General features: G+C 74.3%; 18 protein-coding genes. 11 read left to right on the top strand and 7 right to left on the bottom strand.

Annotated elements, in window-relative coordinates:
• Positions 1-142: 142 nt before the first annotated feature.
• Complete coding sequence (locus tag AB0K92_RS04575; RefSeq protein ID WP_365919326.1) at positions 143-1,366, top strand: beta-eliminating lyase-related protein; 1,224 nt, start codon at positions 143-145, stop codon at positions 1,364-1,366.
• A gap of 687 nt (positions 1,367-2,053) precedes the next feature.
• Here the strand turns inward: AB0K92_RS04575 and AB0K92_RS04570 are convergent.
• Positions 2,054-2,263, bottom strand: coding sequence for a hypothetical protein (locus AB0K92_RS04570; RefSeq protein ID WP_365919324.1), 210 nt, complete (start codon positions 2,261-2,263; stop codon positions 2,054-2,056).
• A gap of 173 nt (positions 2,264-2,436) precedes the next feature.
• On the opposite strand from AB0K92_RS04570, the gene AB0K92_RS04565 reads away from it, so the two are divergent.
• Complete coding sequence (locus tag AB0K92_RS04565) at positions 2,437-3,543, top strand: DUF5937 family protein (protein WP_365919322.1); 1,107 nt, start codon at positions 2,437-2,439, stop codon at positions 3,541-3,543.
• Between the two features lie 58 nt (positions 3,544-3,601).
• Here the strand turns inward: AB0K92_RS04565 and AB0K92_RS04560 are convergent, their stop codons facing one another.
• The 3 genes from AB0K92_RS04560 to AB0K92_RS04550 all read right to left on the bottom strand — a co-directional run bounded on the left by AB0K92_RS04560 (position 3,602) and on the right by AB0K92_RS04550 (position 6,356).
• The gene (locus tag AB0K92_RS04560; protein WP_365919320.1) at positions 3,602-4,234 is read right to left on the bottom strand and encodes an AAA family ATPase; all 633 of its coding nucleotides are present in this window, start codon (positions 4,232-4,234) and stop codon (positions 3,602-3,604) included.
• A gap of 146 nt (positions 4,235-4,380) precedes the next feature.
• Positions 4,381-5,052, bottom strand: coding sequence for a response regulator transcription factor (locus tag AB0K92_RS04555; protein WP_365919411.1), 672 nt, complete (start codon positions 5,050-5,052; stop codon positions 4,381-4,383).
• Positions 5,053-5,153: 101 nt separating this feature from the next.
• On the bottom strand, positions 5,154-6,356 hold the full coding sequence (locus AB0K92_RS04550) for a sensor histidine kinase (protein WP_365919318.1): 1,203 nt from the start codon (positions 6,354-6,356) through the stop codon (positions 5,154-5,156).
• Positions 6,357-6,474: 118 nt separating this feature from the next.
• Between AB0K92_RS04550 and AB0K92_RS04545 the strand changes: the two genes are divergently transcribed.
• Positions 6,475-7,482, top strand: a complete 1,008-nt coding sequence (locus AB0K92_RS04545) for an SAM-dependent methyltransferase (protein ID WP_365919316.1) — start codon at positions 6,475-6,477, stop codon at positions 7,480-7,482.
• Positions 7,483-7,679: 197 nt separating this feature from the next.
• Here AB0K92_RS04545 and AB0K92_RS04540 read toward each other — a convergent pair whose 3' ends face one another.
• A complete protein-coding gene (locus AB0K92_RS04540) occupies positions 7,680-8,831 on the bottom strand; it encodes an NADH-quinone oxidoreductase subunit D (RefSeq protein WP_365919314.1) in 1,152 nt (383 codons plus the stop codon).
• A 31-nt stretch (positions 8,832-8,862) separates the two neighbouring features.
• On the opposite strand from AB0K92_RS04540, the gene AB0K92_RS04535 reads away from it, so the two are divergent.
• Together AB0K92_RS04535 and AB0K92_RS04530 are read left to right on the top strand one after the other, a co-directional pair.
• Positions 8,863-9,366 carry a PH domain-containing protein gene (locus AB0K92_RS04535; protein ID WP_365919312.1) on the top strand — a complete coding sequence of 168 codons (504 nt, stop codon included), beginning with the start codon at positions 8,863-8,865 and terminating at the stop codon, positions 9,364-9,366.
• 59 nt (positions 9,367-9,425) lie between these two features.
• Entirely contained in the window at positions 9,426-10,715 is a 1,290-nt protein-coding gene (locus tag AB0K92_RS04530) for a PH domain-containing protein (RefSeq protein ID WP_365919409.1), read from the top strand.
• A 74-nt stretch (positions 10,716-10,789) separates the two neighbouring features.
• Here the strand turns inward: AB0K92_RS04530 and AB0K92_RS04525 are convergent, their stop codons facing one another.
• Together AB0K92_RS04525 and AB0K92_RS04520 are read right to left on the bottom strand one after the other, a co-directional pair.
• Complete coding sequence (locus AB0K92_RS04525) at positions 10,790-12,310, bottom strand: hypothetical protein (protein WP_365919310.1); 1,521 nt, start codon at positions 12,308-12,310, stop codon at positions 10,790-10,792.
• Between the two features lie 236 nt (positions 12,311-12,546).
• Complete coding sequence (locus AB0K92_RS04520; protein WP_365919308.1) at positions 12,547-13,662, bottom strand: alpha/beta hydrolase-fold protein; 1,116 nt, start codon at positions 13,660-13,662, stop codon at positions 12,547-12,549.
• A 369-nt stretch (positions 13,663-14,031) separates the two neighbouring features.
• On the opposite strand from AB0K92_RS04520, the gene AB0K92_RS04515 reads away from it, so the two are divergent.
• The 6 genes from AB0K92_RS04515 to AB0K92_RS04490 all read left to right on the top strand — a co-directional run bounded on the left by AB0K92_RS04515 (position 14,032) and on the right by AB0K92_RS04490 (position 19,322).
• Positions 14,032-15,837, top strand: coding sequence for a phosphatidylglycerol lysyltransferase domain-containing protein (locus AB0K92_RS04515; protein WP_365919408.1), 1,806 nt, complete (start codon positions 14,032-14,034; stop codon positions 15,835-15,837).
• A 128-nt stretch (positions 15,838-15,965) separates the two neighbouring features.
• Positions 15,966-17,012, top strand: coding sequence for a dihydropteroate synthase (gene folP, locus AB0K92_RS04510; RefSeq protein ID WP_365919306.1), 1,047 nt, complete (start codon positions 15,966-15,968; stop codon positions 17,010-17,012).
• Positions 17,009-17,512, top strand: a complete 504-nt coding sequence (locus tag AB0K92_RS04505) for a nuclear transport factor 2 family protein (protein WP_365919304.1) — start codon at positions 17,009-17,011, stop codon at positions 17,510-17,512. The genes folP and AB0K92_RS04505 overlap by 4 nt, the downstream gene beginning before the upstream one ends.
• 280 nt (positions 17,513-17,792) lie before the next feature.
• Positions 17,793-18,152, top strand: coding sequence for a dihydroneopterin aldolase (gene folB, locus AB0K92_RS04500; protein WP_166001081.1), 360 nt, complete (start codon positions 17,793-17,795; stop codon positions 18,150-18,152).
• Positions 18,149-18,760 (top strand): 2-amino-4-hydroxy-6-hydroxymethyldihydropteridine diphosphokinase, encoded by a 612-nt coding sequence (gene folK, locus AB0K92_RS04495; protein WP_365919302.1) that lies wholly within the window; start codon positions 18,149-18,151, stop codon positions 18,758-18,760. The genes folB and folK overlap by 4 nt, the downstream gene beginning before the upstream one ends.
• A gap of 73 nt (positions 18,761-18,833) precedes the next feature.
• The gene (locus AB0K92_RS04490) at positions 18,834-19,322 is read left to right on the top strand and encodes a DUF3180 domain-containing protein (RefSeq protein ID WP_365919300.1); all 489 of its coding nucleotides are present in this window, start codon (positions 18,834-18,836) and stop codon (positions 19,320-19,322) included.
• Positions 19,323-19,365 lie beyond the last annotated feature (43 nt).

Genomic DNA, 19,365 nt, shown 5'->3' with positions numbered 1-19,365 from the left:
GGACGATTTCTCGTCATGTTAACGCGATCGGTTCGAGGGGCGTTCGGTTGTCCACAGGCTGTGGGTTTCTGTCCGAGGTTCCCCGGCGGGCTGTGCGGAAAAGCGGTGTCCGCGCGGAAAGCCGCCCGCGATGATCTCGGACATGAGCGATTCGGCCCAGCAGCCGGCCCCGCGGCCGGCCTCCCCGAGCACACCGGAACCGTCGTCCGCCGACGAGCAGCGCAAGCGCCGCAGAGAGCGGCGCATCAGCGCTGGCAGGAGCGCGCGGCGCATTCTCTCGCGCCCCGCTTCCCTGTCCACGCTGCGTGAGCGCCTGGCGCTGCTGGACGCGGCGGCCGGGCTGTACGACCTGGACGAACGGGCGGACTTCTACGGCGACGGCGTCGTCGAGGCCCTGGAGGAGAAGGTCGCCGGGCTGCTCGGCACCGAGGCCGCCGCCTTCTTCCCGACCGGCACGATGGCCCAGCAGGTGGCTCTGCGCTGCTGGGCCGGCCGCACCGGCAACCCGACCGTGGCCCTGCACCCGCTCGCCCACCCGGAAGTGCACGAACGCCATGCCTTCAGCCAGGTCGGCGGGTTGCGTCCGGTCCATGTGACGCGCGCGCCCCGGCAGCCGACCGCCGAGGAGGTACGGGACCTGGAGGAACCGTTCGGCGCCCTGATGCTGGAACTGCCCCTCAGGGACGCCGGGTTCCTGCTGCCGTCCTGGGAGGAGCTGACCGAGGTGGTGGAGGCGGCGCGCGAGCGTGAGGCGGTGGTGCACTTCGACGGCGCGCGCCTGTGGGAGTCGACGGTCCACTTCGGCCGTCCCCTGGAGGAGATCGCGGGCCTCGCGGACAGCGTCTACGTGTCGTTCTACAAGTCCCTCGGCGGCTTCGGCGGTGCCGCGCTGGCCGGCCCGCGGATCCTGGTGGAGGAGGCGAAGGTCTGGCGGCACCGGTACGGCGGCACGGTGTTCCAGCAGTTCCCCACCGTGCTGTCGGCGCTCGCGGGGCTGGAGCGGGAGCTGCCGCGGCTGCCGGAGTACGTGCGGCACGCGCGCGTGGTGGCCGCCGCGCTCCAGGAGGGGTGCGCGGAGGCGGGGCTGCCGTGGGCGCACGTGCACCCGGAGGTCCCGCACACCCACGAGTTCCAGTTCTGGCTGCCGTACGACGCCGACGTCGTCGCCGAGGCGGCGGTCCGCACGGCCGAGGAGACCGGAACCCTGCTCTTCGCCAACGGCTGGGACCACAGGGTCCCCGGCATCGCCATGACGGAGCTGAACGTCCGCGCGCCGGGGCTGGAGTGGACGGCCGAGGACGTGCGGTCGGCGGTGAGGGAGTTCGCGCAGCGGTTGGCGGAGGAGAGCGGGGGCGGGAAGGGGTGAGGGGCAGGAGGGAGCGGTGAGAGGGCCGGCGGAAGAGCTGGTGGGGGGCGGTGGGGAAATTGGTGGGCTGGCCGGTGAGGTCAGGGTCGGCGCCTTGACGGGTGGTCGGCGCCGCCGGGGTCGTGGTCGGGACGTCTGTGGCGCGGTCTGCGGCGTCGGGCGGCGGCCGGTGCCCAGGGCGTGTGGCGCGCGCTGGCGGGCGGCGGCCGGTGCCATCGCGTGGCACCCGCTCGCGCCGCCGGGCGGCGGCCGGGTGCCACCACCCGGGGGGCGGCCTCGGCGGGTCGTAGCCGGCGTCTTCGTGACGCGGCCGGCGCCGTCGGAGCAGCGGCCCATGCCATCGCCTGGCGGCCCGCGCCGGCGGATCGGCCGATGCCCCCGGGGCGGCCTGCACCGACGGGTCTAGCCAGGGCCTTCGCGACGCGGCCGGCGCCGCCGGAGCAGCGGCCCATGCCATCGCCTGGCGGCCCGCGCCGGCGGATCGGCCCATGCCACCGCGCGCGGCCCGCATCGGTGGTTCCTGGCCCCGTGTCATCGCGGCGCGGTCGACACCGTGGGTCGTGGCCCGTGCCAGCGCGGCGCGGTCTGCGTCGCCGGACCGCCGTCAGCGCTCTCCGCACGCAGCCGGCGTCTGCGCGTCGCGGGCAGTGAGCCACCGCGCGTCCTCCGAGCCGGGCGGTCTGCGTGCTAGAAGCGTGGCCGCAGGCGGGTCCACCGGCTCAGGGTGTGCCGTAGGCGGCCATGGGCCGGGCGGCCGGTGAGGATCGCCTCGAACTCGCGGCGGTCGCGCCACTCGCGGACGACCTGCCAGTCGTGGGCGCCGGGCTGGGGCGGAACGGCCTCGCCGAGCCGGCGGGCGCGGTAGGCGTCGAGGAGGTACTGCTGGGTGATGCTCATGGCGGATCGCCTCTCGGGGAGGTCGGGGACACAGGGAACGGGAGGTTCCGGGAGGCTTCGCGGCGGCCCCCCGGTGACCTCAGCCTGCGCCCGGTGACGCGGGCCGGTCGCGCCAGTTGACGGCACCCGTCAATCGACGGGGCGGTGTCAGTGGGGCCGTGCACCATGGGGTCATGAGCGTGAGCATCGACATCACCGGGCTGCCGCAGGAGCGGATCTTCTTCGTGCCGTCGCCGCTGGCCGAGCTCGGCATGGCGCTGCACGCGCTCAGCGAGCCGGGGCACCATCCGGGGCTCCAGGGGTGGGCAACGGCGGTCTCCTCGCAGCTGGACCCCGGCCTCGCGGACCGCCTGTGCGAGGCGGACTTCCTGTGGCGGACCACCTTCTCCGACGTGTTCGCCCCGTTCGCCGGCGTCCCGGGCAGCACCCGCACCCTGCCGGGCGCCACGCTCACCGAGGAACTCGACCTGCTGGACAAGCTGACCGACGAGCAGTTCGTGCACGCTGCCCTGGAGTTCACCTGCCAGATCGGCTACGACACCCGGAGCGCCGGCCCGCTGGAGGACGAGACGGTGCGGCGGCGCGCGCTGGAGATGGCCGCCGCGCGGGGCTGCGTCCAGGAGCGGTTCACCCGGCGGCTGCTGGACGACCCGCCTGCCGTGCGCGGCTGGTTCCGGCAGCTGATGCGGGACTGCGAGGAGGCCTTCTTCGCGGACGTCTGGGCGCGGGTCCAGCCGCAGCTGGCCGCCGACGCGCGCCACAAGACGGAGCTGTTGCGGCGCAAGGGCCTCGCCGCCGCCCTCACGGCGGTGTCCTCGGCGGTGTCGCTGGACGAGGCGGCCGGGCTGATCACGGTCGACAAGCTGATCGAGGGCCGCACCGCCACCGGGGACGGGAGCCTGGTGCTGGTCCCGACGAGCCTGGGCTGGCCGCATGTGATGGTGCTGCACCGGTACGGCTGGCAGCCGGCGATCACCTACCCGGTCAGCGGCCCCGCGCCGCAGGCGCCGTCCGTCGAGCAGCTCACCCGCCGGCTGGAGGCACTGGCGCACCCGGTCCGGATGCGGCTGTGCCGCCACCTCGCCCGCGCCCCGCACACCACCGGCGAGCTGGCCGACGCGCACGGCATGTCGGCGCCCGAGATATCCCGGCACCTGAGTGTTCTCAAGAAGGCCGGCCTAATCACCACCCGCCGCCGCGGGCGGTACGCCCAGCACCAGCTGGATTTGTCGGCGGTGGCCCGCCTGGGCAGCGACTTCATCGAGGGGGTGCTGCGGTGACGGCGGGGGGCCCGGACGCCTCCCGGTCCGTCGGCCCGGCCCATCGACCCCCGGTCGGTCAGTCGAAGCGGATGTGGCGCAGGCCCACCCGAGCCTGGCGTAGCCGCGTGCGCAGCGCACCCCCTTGGTGCGGGCGGAGCGTGAGGCCCGCCAGGACGGCGATGCGGTCGGCCGTTCTCGGGACGGTGAAGTGATCCGTCCACAGATGCTCGGCGAACTCGGGAGCGCGCAGCCGCTCCAGGCAGTGGTCGAGTCGCTGGACGGCCCAGCTCTCGCCGCGCGGTGCGGCGTCCTTCCCGGCGGCGAACCGCAGCAGGTGGCCGAGGCCGCGCTCGCGCAGGCGCGCGAGGACGGTCTCGCGCTGCGCGAGGAGGGTGAAGTGCCGTACGTCGTGGCCGAGTTCCCGCAGCCGTCCGACGGTCTCGGCGAAGTAGCCGGAGTGGGTGACGGTCATGGGCACGATGACCACGCCGTCGTGCCGGGTCAGGGCGAGGTCGAGGACCTCGACGACGCCCTGCCGCCAGGAAACCAGGTCCTGGAAGTCGCCGCGCAGTCCGGGCGGCAGCATGCGGCGCAGGCCGAAGCCGGCGTGCTCGGGGTCGCAGACGACGCTGCCGGGCAGCCGGTGCTGTATCTCGTGTGCGGTCTGTGTCTTTCCGCCCCCGAAGGGGCCGTTGATCCACAGGAGCATGCGCAGGACCCTACCGGCGGCCCCGGACGGCGTCAGGCGCTCCGCCGGCCCCGGACGGTGTCAGGCGCTCCGCCGCCGCCACCGCGCCCCGCCGGGCCCCACCCGCCCCGCCCCGCTTTCAACCCTGCCTGCCCGCCGCCCCGCTCTCAGCCGTGCCCGCCGGCCCGCACCAGACCCGTCTCGTACGCCAGGACGACGACCTGCACCCGGTCCCGCAGGCCGAGCTTGGTCAGGATGCGGCCCACGTGGGTCTTCACGGTGGCCTCGGACAGCACCAGCCGGGCGGCGATCTCGCCGTTGGACAGACCCTGCGCGACCAGCATCATCACCTCGCGCTCCCGCTCGGTCAGCCGCTCCAGCTCCTTGTGCTGCGGCTCCTTGCCGGTGCTGGGCAGCATCGGCGCGAACCGGTCGAGGAGGCGTCGCGTGGTCGACGGGGCCACCACGGCGTCACCGCTGTGCACCGCGCGGATCGCGGCGAGCAGCTCGCCGGGCGGCACGTCCTTGAGCATGAACCCGGAGGCGCCCGCCTTCAGCCCGGAGAAGGCGTACTCGTCGAGGTCGAAGGTGGTCAGGATCAGCACCTTGGGCGGGTTCGGCTCGACGCAGATGCGGCGGGTGGCCTCCACGCCGTCGAGCTTGGGCATGCGTACGTCCATCAGGACGACGTCGACGTCCGTCGAGCGCACCACCTGCAGGGCCTCGACGCCGTCACCCGCCTCGGCGACGACCTCCATGTCCGGCTGGGCGGCGAGCACCATCCGGAACCCGGTGCGCAGCAGCACCTGGTCGTCGACGAGCATCACGCGGATCGTCATCGGGGCCTCTTCCATGTCCATGGTCATGAGCGGGTGGGGGCGTGCGGGGCGTGCGGGGCGTGCGGGGCGTGACAGGTGTCAACAAGGGGCGTGCGTATGCGTCAATGCGCTGGTTTGAGCGGCAGCAGCGCACTGATGCGGAATCCTCCGCCGGGGCGGGGGCCCGCGTCCAGGGTGCCGCCGACCATCCCGACCCGCTCGCGCATGCCGATCAGGCCGTGGCCCTGTCCGTCGACGCCGCCCTCCTCGTACAGCTCGTGCGGGGCGCCCTTGCCGTCGTCCTCGACGAGCAGGCCGAGGCCGTCGTCGAAGTAGACCAGGCGCACGCTGGCGCCGGCGTTCGGGCCGCCGTGCTTGCGGGTGTTGGTCAGCGCCTCCTGCACGATGCGGTAGGCGGTCAGCTCCACACCGCTGGGCAGCGGGCGCGGGGTGCCCTCGATCCGGAAGTCCACGGGCAGCCCGGAGCCACGGCACTGCTCGACCAGCTCCTCGATCTGCTGGACATCGGGCTGCGGGACGTACTCCCCGCTCTCCTGGTGCTCGCCGGTGCGCAGCACACCGAGCAGCCGGCGCATCTCGGCGAGCGCCTGCCGGCCCGTCGAGGAGATCGTCTCCAGCGCCTTCTTCGCCTGGTCGGGCGCCGCGTCGAGGACGTACGCGGCGCCGTCGGCCTGCACCACCATCACGGACACGTTGTGCGCGACGACGTCGTGCAGCTCGCGGGCGATCCGGGCGCGCTCGGCGGCGACCGCGACCTTGGCCTGCGCCTCGCGCTCCTTCTCCAGGCGCGCGGCGCGTTCCTCCAGCTGCGCCAGGTACGCGCGGCGGGTGCGCATCGAGTCGCCGAGCACCCAGGCCAGGGCGAACGGCACGGTCTGGAAGACGGCGACCGCGATGTCCCCGAGCAGGCTGGAGTCGGTGGCCGGCCAGCGGATCTGGGCGAGGGGCGCCGCGCACAGTCCGCCGATCAGCGCCAGCCGGGAGGCCCAGCGCGCCCCGTCGGCGGCCGCCGTGTAGACGATCAGCAGCATGGCGAAGTTCGCGGGCGTCGTGTAGACGTCCAGCGCGAGCTGGGCGACGCCCACCACCGCCGCCAGGACCAGCATCTTCTCCGGCATCCGGCGGCGCAGCGCGACCACGGCGCACAGCAGCAGGACGACCGGCAGGATGAGCAGCGGCCGGTCCGTACCCATGCCTTCCGGGTCGACCTGTCCGCTCACCAGGGAGAGCCCGAGCAGGACCGTGGCCCAGAAGCCGTCGACCCATGTCGGGTGGTTGCGGAGGAAGTCATAGAGGCGCTGCACGTAACCCAGCGTAGGGAAGCCGGATGCGTGCATGGGTCAACCGGAGGACCGATCCGGGCCACGCACGCGTACTCCGCAAGGTGGAGGAGCCCCCTCCCCGTGCGCCTAGCCTGGCGGTGTGACGGATGAGACGGCGGGGACCGGGTGGCAGGGCTGGCGGAGCTGGCGGGCGGCGACGGAGGCCGCGCTGTACGGGCCGGGCGGCTTCTACCGCAGGCCCGAGGGCCCCGCCGGGCACTTCCGTACGTCCGTGCACGCGTCGCCGCTGTTCGCGCGGGCGGTGGCCGGGCTGCTGTGCCGGGTCGACGAGGCCCTGGGCCGCCCGGAGCGGCTGGACTTCGTGGACATGGCCGCGGGCCGGGGGGAACTGGCCGGCGGAGTGCTCGCCGCGCTGCCCGCCGAGGTGGCCGCCCGCACGCGCGCGTACGCCGTCGAGATCGCCGAGCGCCCCGCCGGGCTCGATCACCGCATCGAGTGGCGCGCCCGGCTGCCGGAGTCCGTCACCGGGCTGCTGTTCGCCAACGAGTGGCTGGACAACGTACCCGTGGAGGTCGCGGAGACCGACGCGGCGGGCGTGGCCCGGCGGGTGCTGGTGCGCGCGGACGGGACGGAACGGCTCGGGGAGCCGGTCGGCGAGGCGGAGGCGGAGTGGCTGGCCCGGTGGTGGCCGCTGCCGGCCGAGGAGGGGCTGCGGGCCGAGATCGGGCTGGAGCGGGACACCGCGTGGGCGTCGGCCGTGTCCTGTGTGGAGCGCGGTCTCGCGGTGGCGGTGGACTACGCGCACACGGTGGACACGCGCCCTGCGTTCGGGACGCTCACCGGTTTCCGGGAGGGGCGCGAGACGGCACCCGTGCCGGACGGGTCGTGCGACATCACGGCCCACGTGGCGCTGGACGCGTGCACGCTCCCCGGGGGGCGCGTGCTGACACAACGCGCCGCCCTGCGCGCCCTGGGAATCGCAGGCGCACGCCCCCCGCTCTCACTCGCCTCCACGGACCCCGCGGCGTACGTGCGCGCCCTCGCGGGCGCCGGCGAGGCCGCCGAGCTGACCGCGCCGGGCGGGCTCGGCGACTTCGGCTGGCTGGTGCAGCCGGTCCGCATCCCGGACCCACTGGCCCAGGCGTGACCGCCGGCGGCCGAACCCTGACCGCTGCCGCCGCGCCCTGCCGACGACGGCTGAGGCCTGACCGCTGCCGCCGCGCCCTGCCGACGACGGCTGAGGCCCGCTGAAGTCGACTGAGGCCCGCCGACGTCGACTAGTCCCCGCTGACGTCGACTGAGGCCTACTGCCGTCGGCTGAGCCCCGCCGACCGCGGCTGAGCCCTACTTGTCGATGTCCCCGACCACGAAGAACATCGACCCCAGGATCGCCACCATGTCCGCCACCAGCGTCCCCGGCAGCAGCTCGGTCAGCGCCTGGATGTTGTTGTACGAGGCCGACCGCAGCTTCAGCCGGTACGGCGTCTTCTCGCCCTTGCTGACGAGGTAGTAGCCGTTGATGCCGAGCGGGTTCTCGGTCCAGGCGTACGTGTGCCCCTCGGGCGCCTTCAGCACCTTGGGCAGGCGCTGGTTGATCGGCCCGGGCTCCAGCTCGGCGAGCCGGTCGAGGCAGGCGTCGGCGAGGTCGAGCGCGTTGTGCGTCTGCTCCAGCAGGCACTCGAAGCGGGCGAGGCAGTCGCCCTCCCGCCGGGTGGCGACCTTGAGGGTGTCCTGGAGCTCGCCGTAGGCGAGGTACGGCTCGTCGCGGCGCAGGTCGAAGTCGACGCCCGAGGCGCGCGCGATGGGGCCGCTCACGCCGTAGGCGTGCACCGCCTCCGGGGCGAGGACGCCCACGCCCCGCGTGCGCCCCCGGAAGATCTCGTTGCCGAGCACCAGGTCGTCGTAGACGTCCATGCGCGAGCGCACGGCGGCGACGGCGGCACGCGCGCGTGCGGTCCAGCCGGCCGGCAGGTCCTCCTTCAGGCCGCCGACGCGGTTGAACATGTAGTGCATACGGCCGCCGGAGACCTCCTCCATGACGTTCTGGAGGACCTCGCGCTCGCGGAACGCGTAGAAGACCGGCGTGATGCCGCCCAGCTCCAGCGGGTAGGACCCGAGGAACATCAGGTGGTTGAGCACCCGGTTCAGCTCGGCGAGGAGCGTGCGCGTCCACACCGCGCGCGGGGGCACCTCCATGCCGAGCATCCGCTCCACGGCCAGGACCACGCCCAGCTCGTTGGAGAACGCCGACAGCCAGTCGTGGCGGTTGGCGAGCATGATGATCTGGCGGTAGTCACGCGCCTCGAACAGCTTCTCGGCGCCCCGGTGCATATAGCCGATCACCGGCTCCGCGCGCGTGATGCGCTCGCCGTCCAGGAGCAGCTTCAGCCGCAGCACGCCGTGCGTGGACGGGTGCTGCGGCCCGATGTTGAGCACCATGTCGGTGCTCTCCGCGGCGCCGCCGATGCCGACCATGGTCTCCGTCGTAGGAGTCATGGACCCAGTCTCTCCTACGTACGCTGGCCGTATGGAAACGGGGAGCGCGCGGGGCGCGCAGGTGGCGGGGGACGAACCTGTGTGGACGGGACTGCCGCCGGGGCTGCTGCGGCTGCGGCGGCTGTTGCTGGTGGTGTGGCTGGGCGCGCTGGCGGTGGCCGCGGGGCTGCTGCTCGGACTGCTGGTGGGACCCGCGTGGGCGGCGTTCGCGGTGCTGCCGCTGGCGCTGATGGCGTGGGGCTGGGGCATGGTCGAGCGCAACTGGCGGTCCTGGCGGTACGCCGAGCGCGCCGACGACCTGCTGATCAGCCGGGGTGTGCTGTGGCACGAGGAGACGGTCGTACCGTACGGCCGCATGCAACTGGTGGAGGTCACCTCCGGCCCGCTGGAGCGGCACTTCGGGCTGGCCAGCGTGCAGCTGCACACCGCGGCCGCCGCGACCGACGCGACCATCCCGGGCCTGGACCCGGCCGAGGCGGAGCGGCTGCGCGACCGGCTCACGGAGCTGGGCGAGGCCCGATCGGCGGGGCTGTGAGCGCGCCGGGCACCGAGGGCACCGAGGGCACCCGTGACCGGGTACGCCAGGCCGGCGACGTGACCGAGCGGCGGCTGCACCCCGTGACGCCGCTGCGGCGGGCGTGGGCGCCGGTCGCCGTGCTGATCGGCTGGGCGCTGCACGACCCGGACCAGGCGCAGCGCCAGCTGGACCGGCTGACGACGACCACGCTGCTGATCGCGCTCGCCGTGCTGATCCCGGCCGCCGCGCTGTACGGCTTCCTCAGCTGGTGGTTCACGCACTTCGCGGTGACCGAGACGGAACTGCGCATCCGCACCGGCCTGGTCTTCCGGCGCACGGCGCACATCCGGCTGGAGCGCATCCAGGCCGTCGACGTCACCCAGCCGCTCCTCGCGCGCGTGGCGGGCGTCGCGAAGCTGAAACTCGACGTCATAGGAACCGACAAGAAGGACGAACTCGCCTTCCTCGGCGAGGGCGAGGCCCGCGCGCTGCGCGCGGAGCTGCTCGCGCGGGCGGCCGGTTTCGCGCCCGAGACGGCGCACGAGGTGGGCGAGGCGCCGGCGCACCGGCTATTGCGCGTGCCCCCCAAGGTCCTCGCGCTCTCCCTGGTGCTGACGGGCGCCACCTGGGGCTCGCTGGCCGCCGCGCTCGTCGTGGTACCGCTGCTGTGGTTCGCCACCCACAGCCTGTGGACAGTCCTCGCGACCGGCCTGCCCCTGCTCGGCGCGGCGGGCGCGAGCAGCGTCGGGCGGTTCGTCGCCGAGTACGACTGGACGGTGGCCGAGTCCCCCGACGGGCTGCGGATCGACCGCGGGCTGCTGGACCGGGTGCACGAGACCGTCCCGCCCGGTCGGGTGCAGACCGTACGGATCGTGGAGCCGCTGCTGTGGCGGCGGCGCGGCTGGGTGCGGGTGGAGCTGGACGTGGCCGGGTCGTCGAACTCCGTGCTGCTGCCGGTCGCGCCGCGCGAGGTCGCCGAGGCCGTCGTCGGCCGCGTACTGCCCGGCGTGACCGTGCCCGCGCGCCCGGAGCTGTCGCGGCCACCGCGCCGCGCGGGCCGGTGCGTACCGCTGTGGTGGCGGGGCCACGGTTTCACCGCCACCGACGCCGTGTTCGCCGCCCGGCACGGACTGCTGCGCCGCAGCCTCGCCCTCGTCCCGCACGCCAAGATCCAGAGCGTTCGCCTCACGCAGGGCCCCTGGGAGCGCCGGTGGGGCCTCGCGGACGTCCACGTCGACACCGGCGCGAACAAGACCGTCACCGCCCGCCTGAGGCCCGTCGAGGAGGCCGCGGCCCTGCTCCGGGCCCAGGCGGAACGCTCCCGCACGGGCCGCAGGGACGCCCGGCCGGACCGGTGGATGGCGTAGCCGGGGCGCGCGCGGGGTGCCGTGGCGTGGGCGCGCGGTGGCGGGGAGCCGTGGCGTGGGCGCGCGGTGAGGGTTCAGGACGCCGCGGTGCGCAGTCCCTGTACGTCGATCCGCTCGGTCTTGTCGTGGGCGGTGAGGTCGATGACCTGGCCGGCCACCTGCCCGGCGGCGGGGCCCGCGGGCCGGAACCCGCTCTCGGTCTCGGCCTTGTGCAGCTCCAGCGCCTCCTGGCCGACGACGTCCGCCAGGTCCTCGTTCTGCACCGCCTCCATCGCGGCCGAGCTGCCCTTCGTCTTCGTACCGAAGAAGTCGAACCCGCCCTCGGTGGCGGCGCGCCGCGCGGGGGTGGGCGGTACGACGGCCACCGCGGTCGGCACGGTGAAGTGCCCCGCGGGCCGCGTCGGGGCGGAGATCCCGGTGTCGGAGGCGGCGGCCGCGTGCTCCTGCCCGGCGGCCGCCTCGGGCTTCCCCTGCGCCTCGTCCTCCCGCGCGGCCTCCGCGTCGCCGCCGCGCCCGGCGCGGGCCTCGGTGGGCTGCTGCGGAAGGGGTGCCGTACCGGACTGGGTGGCGGCGCGCGAGGGTGCCTGGGTGCCGGGGGACGGGGCGGACGTCGCGGCGGACGGAGCGGCCTTCGGGGACGGAACCGTCTGAAGGGACGGGACGGCCTGCGAGGACGAGGCATCCTCCGGCGACGGAACCGCCTGCGAGGACGAGGCACCCTCCGGCGACGGAACGGACTCCGCGTCGGCGGGGACCGGCTCACGAACCTCCGCGCCGGCCTCCGGAGCGGCCTCCGCAGCTGCCCGCCCACCGGCCTCAGGACCGGTCTCCGCAGCGGCCTGTGCGGTCTGCGCAGCCACCTCCGCAGCAGTCCCCGTACCGGCCCCCGCATCAACCTCCGGTGTGTCGCCGGACGCCGCCCGCGCCGCAGGCACCCGTACCGCACCCTCGCCGGTCGCGTCCGCGCCCAGCCGGGCCAGTGCCCGCCCGGCCCGCCGGAACAGCCGGGCGCCCTCCGGGGAGAAGAGCGCGGGCACGGCCGGCCTCGCCTCGGCGGCGGACTCCGCCTCCTCGCTCACCACGGACTCCTGCCCCCGCGCGCCCTGCCCGGAGGCCGCGGGCAGCGCCCGCGCGGGCGTGGCGGCCTCGAGTTCCAGCAGGCGCCGGCCCTCCAGCGCGCTGGCGCGTTCGGTCTCGGCGGTGGCGTAGCGCCGCAGCAGGGCCGCGTGTTCGTTGCGCAGACCGGCCAGTTCGGCGCGCTTGGCGCGCAGCCGCTGCTCCAGCTTCTGGCGCAGCTCGCGGGATTCCTCGAGGTCGGTCTCCAGCTCGGCGACCCGTTCCTCGAACCGCCACTCGTCGCTCGCCCGCGCACGAGTCAGCTCGGCGACGCGCTTGCCCGCCTGGATGTCCCAGCGCCGCATGACGACCGCGCCGACCACCGCCGTCACCGCGGCGGCGGCCGCCAGCCCGCGCAGCACCATGGGTTCCTCGAACACCCAGGGGCCGAGGGCGCAGACGAGGGAGACGCCTGCGATCGCCGACGGCGGAAGCAGCCTGTGCAGGGGAGGGGAATGGCGGTGACGTCCACGTGGCATGGCCAGAAACTTACCGCGCGTAGGGGAATCGTGGTGCCCCGGGCCGTAAAAAGAAAGCCACGGCGAAGGGTTCACCCACCATCAGGAACGGATAGCGGAGGGAATGACTCCGTCGCCGAATTCCCGTACGGCCGAAACCGGGCCACAAGCCGGGACACAACCGGACCATACCTGGGGCACAACGGTTTCCCACCCGTGCCGGAAGGCCCTCCGCCCCCGCTCAATTCAAGATCATTTCAAGCCCCGCCGAGCCGCCCGCTCATCCACTCCAGTGCCGCCGGGATCTCCCGCCGCCAGGTGTTGAAGTTGTGCCCGCCCCTTTCCAGGATGATCGACGAGATCCGCGTGGGGGGCGCCGCTTTCACCCGCTCGACGAACTCCAGGGTGTCCTTGTAGTTGGACTCCCCCGACTTGCTGCTGGTGACCAGCAGCGAGGTGTCCGGCGCGGGCAGATGCTCCAGGCACCACCACAGGTCCGCGCGGTCGCGCACCGTCTCGTCGCCCCGGTACAGGTCACCCGTCGTGGCGTCGACCGGCGCCTTGTAGTACGCGGACAGGCCGGCGCCCGCCCCGAACACCTCGGGGTGGTGCATCGCGAGTTTCAGCGCGCAGTAACCGCCCGTGGAGTCCCCGATGACGCCCCAGCGGCCGGGTTTCCCGTCCACCCGGTAGTGGGCGCCCACGGCCTCCGGCAGGTCCTTCGCGAAGAACGACTCCGCCTGCGGGCCGCCGGGCACGTCCACGCACTCGGTGTCCCGCGGCGGCGCCACGGTCGGCCGGAGCATCACCAGGATCATCGGTTCCATCCGCCCCGCCGCGGCCAGTTCCCGCGCGGTGCGCGGAAAATGGAGCTTGTCCACCAGCGCCCTGGCCGTGCCGGGATACCCCGTGAGCACGATGGCCGCGGGGAAGGTCCGTGCGCGGTGGCGCGGCTGGAAGTACTCCGGCGGCAGGTACACGTACGCGTGCGTCGCGATGTCGGTCGTACGGCCCGCCACGGCCACCTTCTGCACCCGGCCGCCGCTCGCCGGCAGGGCACCGGGCGCCCCGGCCACCCGCTCGTTCTCCAGCACCTCCAGGCCGCCGCCCCCCGCGTGGTCGACGACCACGCCGAGGTCGTCCTCCTGCCCGAACAGGTCCGCCCAGCCGGCGTAGAAGCCGAACGCCTGGTTGGCGGCGAGCCCCACCGACGCGAACAGCGCCACCTGTGTGGCCAGCAGCAGGCCGATCCGGCCGGCGACCGCCCGCGGGCCGCGCCGGGCCAGCCGCGGCCACAGCCACACCGTCGCGGCGAACAGCGCGACGGCCGATCCTGCCGCCACCGCGAGCGTCACGTCGCTCGTGAGTCCCATGGGGTGTCACCCGTCCCCGTCCCTTGGCGCTTTCCCTGACTTTCCCCGACCTTTGACCCCGCGCGGGAGACCGGAGTGAACCTCCCTCCCCGAGACGCCGTCCTAGAGGGCGCAATGTCGCCGGATGCCCGATGGGCACCGGATTCAAGCTCTCTCGCAGAACCACGGGATGCGATGTCTGTCAGGGAAGATGGGGAAATGTCGGGCGGGGTTCCGGGCGTGATCACGGACCGGACCGGCGGGCCCGGCGGGACCGACGGTCATGGACGTCCCGGCAGGACCGACCGGACCGGCAGCACCGGCGGGCCCGGCAGGACCGACCGGACCGGCAGCACCGACCGGGCCCGCCGGCCGAGCCGTACGCTCCGCCTGCCGCGCGGCCCGCGGCCGGAGGCCGTACCCGTCCTCGTCGCCAGGGCCTGCGCCCTCGTGGGGCTCCTGGACATCGCGGCGGGCGTGTTCCCGCGCTTCCGGTACAGCAGGATGCACGCCCTGGCCGAGGTCCTGCCCGGCGCGCTCGGCCCGTTCGCCGCGGCCCTCTCGCTCAGCGCCGGTGTGCTGTTGCTGCTGCTCGCGCACGGCCTGAAGCGCCGCAAGCGGCGCGCCTGGCGGGCCGCCGTCGCCCTGCTGCCGGCCGGCGCGGTCGCCCAGTTCGCCTACCGGCACTCCCTGCTGGGCGTGCTGCTCTCGGTCGCCCTGCTCGCCGTCCTGCTGCGCCACCGCGACCAGTTCGCCGCCCTGCCCGACCCGCGCTCCCGGTGGCGTGCCCTGGCCAACTTCGTCCTCATGGGCGCCGGTTCCCTCGCCCTCGGGCTGGTCGTCGTCAGCGCCCACCCCGGCCGCATGGTCGGCGACCCGAGCCTGGCGGACCGTATCAGCCACGTCCTGTACGGCCTGTTCGGCTTCGAGGGACCCGTCGACTACCGCGGCAACACCTCCTGGACGGTGGCCTTCTCGCTGGGCGCCCTGGGCCTGCTCACCGCCGTCACCACGGCCTACCTCGCCCTGCGCCCCGAACACCCCGCCGCGCGGCTCACCGAGGAGGACGAGGCGCGGCTGCGCGCCCTGCTCGCCCGGCACGGCGGGCGGGACTCCCTCGGCCACTTCGCGCTGCGCCGCGACAAGGCGGTGGTCTTCTCCCCCAGCGGCAAGGCGGCGGTCACCTACCGCGTGGTGTCCGGCGTGATGCTCGCGAGCGGCGACCCGATCGGTGACGTCGAGGCCTGGCCCGGCGCCATCGAGCGGTTCATGGACGAGGCCCGCGCCCACTCGTGGACCCCCGCCGTGATGGGCTGCTCCGAGACCGGCGGTGAGGTGTGGACCCGTGAGACCGGCCTGGACGCCCTCGAACTGGGCGACGAGGCGGTGGTGGACGTCCCGGATTTCTCCCTCGCCGGCCGCGCGATGCGCAACGTGCGGCAGATGGTCAAGCGCATCGAGCGCGCCGGTTACCAGACCCGGGTACGACGCGTGCGTGACCTCGCCGAGGCCGAGCTGGAGCGCATCCGCCGCGCCGCCGACGACTGGCGCGGCACCGACACCGAGCGCGGCTTCTCCATGGCGCTGGGCCGCATCGGCGACCCGGCCGACGGCGACTGTCTGATAGCCACCGCCCACAAGGCGGACGCCGAGCCGGGACCGTACGGCGATCTGAAGGCGATCCTGCACTTCGTGCCCTGGGGCCGCGACGGCGTCTCGCTGGACCTGATGCGCCGTGACCGCGCGGCCGACCCCGGCATGAACGAGCTGCTGATCGTGGCCGCCCTCCAGGCCGCGCCGAAACTCGGCATCGCGCGCGTGTCGCTGAACTTCGCGATGTTCCGCTCAGCCCTCGCGCGCGGCGAGAAGATCGGCGCGGGTCCGGTGCTGCGCGCCTGGCGCGGACTGCTGGTGTTCCTGTCCCGCTGGTTCCAGATCGAGTCGCTGTACAAGTTCAACGCCAAGTTCCGGCCACGCTGGGAACCCCGTTTCGTGGTCTACCGCGCGTCCGCCGATCTGCCCCGCATCGGCTTCGCGGCGATGCAGGCCGAGGGCTTCCTCGACCCGGCACAGCTGCTGCCCCGCCCGCTGCGCCGCCGCCGGCCCGCGCCCCGCCCCTGCGCCCACGCCGCGCGGGACGCCGTACGGGACCACGATGTCCGCCCACTGCCGGAACGCGACGTCCGCGCGGCGTGACGCGGAAGGCGGGCGGGGCGGCGGGCGGGGCGGGCGGCTCACCACCGTCCCGCCGGCCCCGAGCGGTTTCCGCGCGGGCGGCACACCGTCCGGAGAGCCGGGAGGCCCCGGGGGCCTACGCTGAACGTATGAGCAACCAGAGCGGACGCGGACGCATCGCGGGCCTCCCGGAATGGGACCGCTGCGCGGTCATGGGCGTGGTCAACGTGACGCCCGATTCCTTCTCCGACGGCGGCCGCTGGTTCGACACGACCGCCGCGGTCAAGCACGGCCTGGAGATGGTCGCCCAGGGCGCCGACCTCGTCGACGTCGGCGGCGAGTCCACCCGCCCCGGCGCCACCCGGGTCGACGAGGCCGAGGAGCTGCGGCGCGTCATCCCCGTCGTCCGCGAGCTGGCCTCCGAGGGCGTCGTCGTGTCCGTCGACACCATGCGCGCCTCGGTCGCCGCCCAGGCCCTCGCGGCCGGCGCCGCCCTCGTCAACGACGTCAGCGGCGGCCTCGCCGACCCGGCGATGATCCCGGCCGTGGCCGACGCCGGCGCGCCCTTCGTCGTCATGCACTGGCGCGGCTTCCTGGCGGGCGGCAACGTCCGGGGCGTCTACGACGACGTCGTCACCGAGGTCGTCGACGAGCTGCACGCGCGCGTGGAGGCCGTGCTGGCGGGCGGCATCGCCGCCGACCGGATCGTCGTCGACCCCGGCCTCGGCTTCTCCAAGGACGCCGAGCACGACCTGGCCCTGCTCGCCCACCTCGACCGGCTCCGCGCCCTGGGCCACCCGCTGCTCGTCGCCGCGTCCCGCAAGCGGTTCCTCGGCCGGGTGCTCGCCGGCCCGGACGGCGCCCCGCCGCCCGCGCGGGAGCGCGACGCGGCGACGGCCGCCGTCTCGGCCCTCGCGGCGCACGCCGGCGCGTGGGCGGTCCGCGTGCACGAGGTACGCGCGACGGCGGACGCGGTACGCGTCGTACGCGCCGTCGAAGGAGCGCGTACGGCGGCCGGCGCGCCCGGCGCGCCCGGCGCGGACCGCGCCCACCAGGCGCACGGCACCCCCCACACGCCCGGCGCATGCGCCCCCGACGCCCGCCCCGTCGACACCACCGCCACCACCGCGGCTGCCGCCACCACCCCCGCCGCCTCCGACACCACCGGCGCACGCGCCTCTGAAGGAGCCCGGTGAGCGCCCCCCACACCGACGTCGAGCAGGTCGAGCTCGCCAACACCGCCTTCTACGAGGCCCTGGAGCGCGGCGACTTCGAGACCGTCTCCCGGCTCTGGCTCACCCCCGCCGACCTGGGCGTCGACGAGACGTACCACGACCCGGCGGACACCGGCGTGATCTCCTGCGTGCACCCCGGCTGGCCGGTGCTGACCGGCCGCGGCGAGGTGCTGCGGTCGTACGCGCTGATCATGGCGAACACCGACTACATCCAGTTCTTCCTCACCGACGTGCACGTCTCCGTCACCGGCGACACCGCCCTCGTGACCTGCACCGAGAACATCCTCAGCGGCGGCCCCGCCCCCGCGGAGGGCGACGAGCTCGGACCGCTCGTGGGCCAGCTCGTGGTCGCCACCAACGTGTTCCGGCGCACATCCGACGGCTGGAAGCTCTGGTCGCACCACGCTTCACCCGTACTGACCGAAAACGACGAGGACGAGGACGACGACACCCCGGCCTGAGTGGGTAGGCGTTCCCGTGAAGGCCCCGACGCGACGCGCGACAGGGCCCGAAGGGACCAAGGAGTGGTTGGGATCACGGCCCTCGGGGTAGAGGCGGCTACCAGCCCCTGATCCGCCGGGTTCCCCGGGGGAGACACACGGTGAACCCACCGGGCGCCGGTCCGGACCCACGCCCGTGGCCCGGCACTGCCGGTGCCCGCGGGTAGATTCGTCCGAGGCCGGTGTGCCGTCCGCACACGGCACGAGCCGGCCGCAACCGACGATTGCAGGAGTGATTCGCGTGGATCGTGTCGCGCTGCGCGGCCTGAAGGCCCGCGGGCACCACGGAGTGTTCCCCAAGGAACGCGAGGAGGGCCAGACCTTCATCGTGGACCTGGTCCTGGGCCTGGACACCCGACCGGCCGCGGCCGACGACGACCTGGCGAAGACCGTGCACTACGGCATCGTGGCGGAGGAGGTCGTGGCCGTCGTCGAGGGCGAGCCGGTGAACCTCATCGAGACCCTTGCCGAGCGCATCGCCCAGGCCTGTCTGAAGCACGAGGGGGTCCAGGAGGTCGAGGTCCGCGTCCACAAACCCGACGCGCCGATCACGGTCCCCTTCGACGACGTGACCGTCACCATCACCCGGAGCCGAGTATGACCGCATCCTTCACGCAGGGTCCGACCGACCCGACCGTACAGCCGGTGCCCGCCTCCGTCGTCGAGAAGGTCGACGCCGCCGACACCACCCTGCACAACCCGCAGCGCGCCGTGCTCTCCCTCGGCTCCAACCTCGGCAACCGCCTGGAGACCCTCCAGGGGGCCATCGACGCGCTGGAGGACACCCCGGGCGTGCGGATCAAGGCGGTCTCGCCGGTGTACGAGACGGAGCCCTGGGGCGTCGAGCCCGGCAGCCAGCCCTCGTACTTCAACGCGGTCGTCGTCCTGAAGACGACCCTGCCGCCGTCCTCCCTGCTGGAGCGGGCGCACGCGGTCGAGGAGGCCTTCCACCGGGTCCGCGACGAGCGCTGGGGCGCGCGCACCCTGGACGTGGACATCGTGTCGTACGACGGCGTCGTCTCCGACGACCCGCGGTTGACCCTCCCCCACCCGCACGCCCACGAACGCGCCTTCGTCCTCGCCCCCTGGCACGACGTGGACCCCGACGCCCAGCTGCCCGGCCGCGGCTCGGTCGCCGAACTGCTCGGCGCGCTCCCCCGCGAAGGTGTCGCGCCCCGCGCGGACCTGGAACTCCGGCTGCCCGAGTAGTCGTTAAGGTCAAGACGACCACCGTCGGGGAGATCCCCCGGCCGAAGACCGGGGAAGAAGCCGAAGGGACACCGTGAGAGAGCTGCGCATCAGGGTGCTGGCCGGCGTGTTCGTCGTCGCCGCAGTGCTGTCCTGGGCGGGCGCCCGCCTGTGGACGTCGCTGGGCACCCTGCCGAGCGTCCCGCTGGCCGCCCCCATCGTCCTGGCGCTGATCGCCGTGGTGCTGCTGGCCACGGCGCTCTCGCTGCGCTCCCGGCTGAAGGCCCAGCGCGAGCGCCGCCCCGAGGCCAAGGGCGTCGACCCGCTGATGGCGGCCCGCGCGGTGGTCTTCGGCCAGGCCAGCGCCCTGGTGGCCGCCCTCGTCGCCGGGATGTACGGCGGTACGGGCGTCGTCCTGCTGGAGTCCCTGGACATCCCCGCCCGCCGCGACCAGGCGATCTACGCCGGCTTCTCGGTACTGGCCGGCATCGCCGTCATAGCGGCGGCGCTGTTCCTGGAGCGGGTCTGCCGGCTCCCGGAGGACGACGAGCCGGGCGGCCCGGGAACGGCACCGGCGGCCTGACCCCGGCCGCCCCGGGCGCCCAGCGCCCTCAGTGCACCCCCCA

The organism is Streptomyces sp. NPDC052687, from assembly GCF_040678395.1.
GTDB lineage: Bacteria > Actinomycetota > Actinomycetes > Streptomycetales > Streptomycetaceae > Streptomyces.
This window is presented reverse-complemented; position numbering and strand designations above follow the sequence as displayed.